The organism is Noviherbaspirillum malthae (assembly GCF_015352985.1).
GTDB lineage: Bacteria > Pseudomonadota > Gammaproteobacteria > Burkholderiales > Burkholderiaceae_D > Noviherbaspirillum > Noviherbaspirillum malthae.
Window position 1 is genome coordinate 1 of the sequence record NZ_JACYXF010000162.1, and the last position, 2,002, is coordinate 2,002.

A 2,002-nucleotide genomic window follows, 5' to 3' on the forward strand; every position below is an offset into this window, starting at 1 on the left:
CAACGAATCTGAGCTTCGCAGAATGGGGGGCAGTGTTCGGAGACGCAAAGATGACGACAGCTTTACTGGACCGGCTGACACATCACTGCCATATTATTGAGACTGGCAATGAATCATGGCGCTTCAAGCATAGTGAATCGACCCGCAAAGCGACTGACAGAAAGACTTTGAAAAAGGGAGAAATCAAGCCAAAGATCGACGACTTATCCACAGAAAGATAGCCATCTATATAGTACGAAGGTGGGTCAAATTTCGATGAAAATCGTGGGGGTCAGATTTCGGTGATACTCAACAGACTCAGTGCTTTGACGGTCCCGTTAATCGTTTGTGCTGTTACCTCTTGATGCTTCGTGCGAAGCGCTTGGTATAGCTTGGCGGGGGTACCCACAATAACGAGTGGATTTACGAGACCCGGAACTCCTAGATGAGCGAGCTTTTTTATCGCTGCAAGGCATAACGCACGGTACTCGATAGAGTCGTGCCAGTCATCGGATAGTCCAACTGTCGTCGACACGCCGGAAAAGATTCTGGCTGTTTCTCCGCAAAAATAGCGCTGGCCAGCAATCTCCACTGTTTCACGCTCCGCCAGCGCCGCCTTCCCCTCGTCTGATATGTTCTCCCACTGTGCTACTAGAGAAGGGATTACGATTTCCTTTTGAACCCCTTGGACATATGAAATAACTTTGATTGCGCTTCGACCTGCGTCAAGGGCAACAATTGTTTGATCAGACATGAACTACCTTTCACTGTGGGATTGAGCACGAACTGCCCCGACATTTGCCACCTAAATCGGTGCGTTGGGCTTATGGCCTTATGACCATAAGGCCCTATGACCATAAGGCCATAAGGCCATAAGGCCATAAGGCACTATAGAGAACAGTAGAAGAGGAACAACCGCTTCACCACGCGAGTCATTATGTTTTTATCGAACTTTTTGACTCATTTAATTTATGTGTAGGATCTCTTGTGTAGAGCTTGCGAACTACTCTATACTTCCCCCTGTCGCTCTGCGGCCCGTAGTTCTTCAATTAGCCGCCATGCGGCCTGCTGGTTATATACCGCAGCATTCAATCTACAAGCACGTCATTTCTGACGAATAGCCAGTTCGCTATTCGCCAGATTTCCCAACGCCGATGTTCGGCATCTATCTGAGCTAGGGTGCACGCCCTATCTACACCTCGAAAAGCCTTGCGGCTATCACGCGTCGCCCTCTGTTCTGCTCCACTATTTCTGTAATGTTTGGAGTAGGGCAGTTTTTTTCGTCTCTATTGGGTCGAACCAAGCTCGACACAGAGTGTCGCGCCACACCAGTATTTATGCGGGTTTCGAGGAAAATCTCGGACCGATCCCAAGCACATATTGAAAATGCGAGGCTCCAAATTTGGAGTTTCTCGGTAACCCGAACGGGTTATATGCGCATCGACCGGCACTGGCGATTGCTGAAACATTGAACGACAACGATAGACGACCGCTCGTGGCGGGATGGACTGCACTCCAGGCATTGAGACCTGGCCGGCACCCATCAGACTCTTCGCAGGGAATCCTGTGTTCACAACAACTTAGAGGGTGATTGCGCCACCCATACCGGTCCCAAGCGGACTGGATGCGCAACGGGAGAAACTCCGTGAATGTTCGGCGCCTGACGGCAGTAGGTCAGGTAATCACTAACCGTAAGGTAGTGACGTGTTGTTGTAGTGAGCAAGAAGGTGCAACGACACGAAATCAGGATACTTAAGACGGGTCCTTCTCCCCGCTTGTTTCGGAAAGATCGGCAACGTGAGACCCCTTACGCACCTTCAACCAGGCAGCTTCAACGACGCGCGAATGCGTGGTCATCCAGGCTCTCTGGTTGAAGGTGGCGTAGTGATATTTGACTAGAACTCATTTCATAAATGGCGGCGAAGCAGAATCATGATGAGTGAGAGATGAACAAAGGCGGTGTAATGTTCGATGCAGCGGTCCCAACGTGTAATGACACGCTTGAACTTGTTAAGCCAGGCAA

Annotated in this window: 2 protein-coding genes; one reads left to right on the forward strand and one right to left on the reverse strand. The window is 50.0% G+C overall.

Going from position 1 to position 2,002, the window contains the following annotated elements; all coding sequences use genetic code 11:
* On the forward strand, window positions 1-221 hold a 221-nt coding region (locus tag IGW03_RS37455), incomplete at its 5' end, for an ATP-binding protein (RefSeq protein WP_194727455.1).
* 50 nt (window positions 222-271) lie between these two features.
* Here the strand turns inward: IGW03_RS37455 and IGW03_RS37460 are convergent.
* Complete coding sequence (locus IGW03_RS37460) at window positions 272-733, reverse strand: ParM/StbA family protein (RefSeq protein ID WP_194727456.1); 462 nt, start codon at window positions 731-733, stop codon at window positions 272-274.
* Window positions 734-2,002: the final 1,269 nt, after the last annotated feature.

Coding starts and splice junctions, on each gene's coding strand:
- IGW03_RS37460 (WP_194727456.1), bottom strand. CDS start 733: ATGTCTGATCAAACAATTGTTGCCCTTGACGCAGGTCGAAGCGCAATC.